General features: G+C 29.6%; 1 pseudogene. It reads right to left on the bottom strand.

The features are described from left to right. Positions 1 to 341, bottom strand: a pseudogene (locus tag ACUTSE_RS18160) (hypothetical protein); the annotation flags it as partial.

Consider the following 341-nt stretch of genomic DNA (forward strand, 5'->3'; position numbering starts at 1 on the left):
CATAGGATAATTATCAAAATGTCCCTTACATTGTTCAATTGTAAAAGCGGGAATTTGAATTTTAAAACAAAATGGTTCGATTAAATTCACCAGTAAGTCCTCATTTATTGGAGCACTTTCTGCAGGAATTTTCTCTGTATAAAAACTGCTAAAAACCTCGTTAAAAGCATTTTCATCGAAAATAACATATTCTAGTTCAGAGGTATAAAACAATTGATTTTGATTATTCAAAACGTCTACTAAAACTTTTCCTTTACGCTTTGAAAATGAAAAAGGCTTAGTACAATACTTTAACCCATCCTCTACAATCGTACTATTGATTTTCCTTATCCTTATTTTTC

It is taken from the genome of Myroides sp. TSA_177.3 (assembly GCF_052691955.1).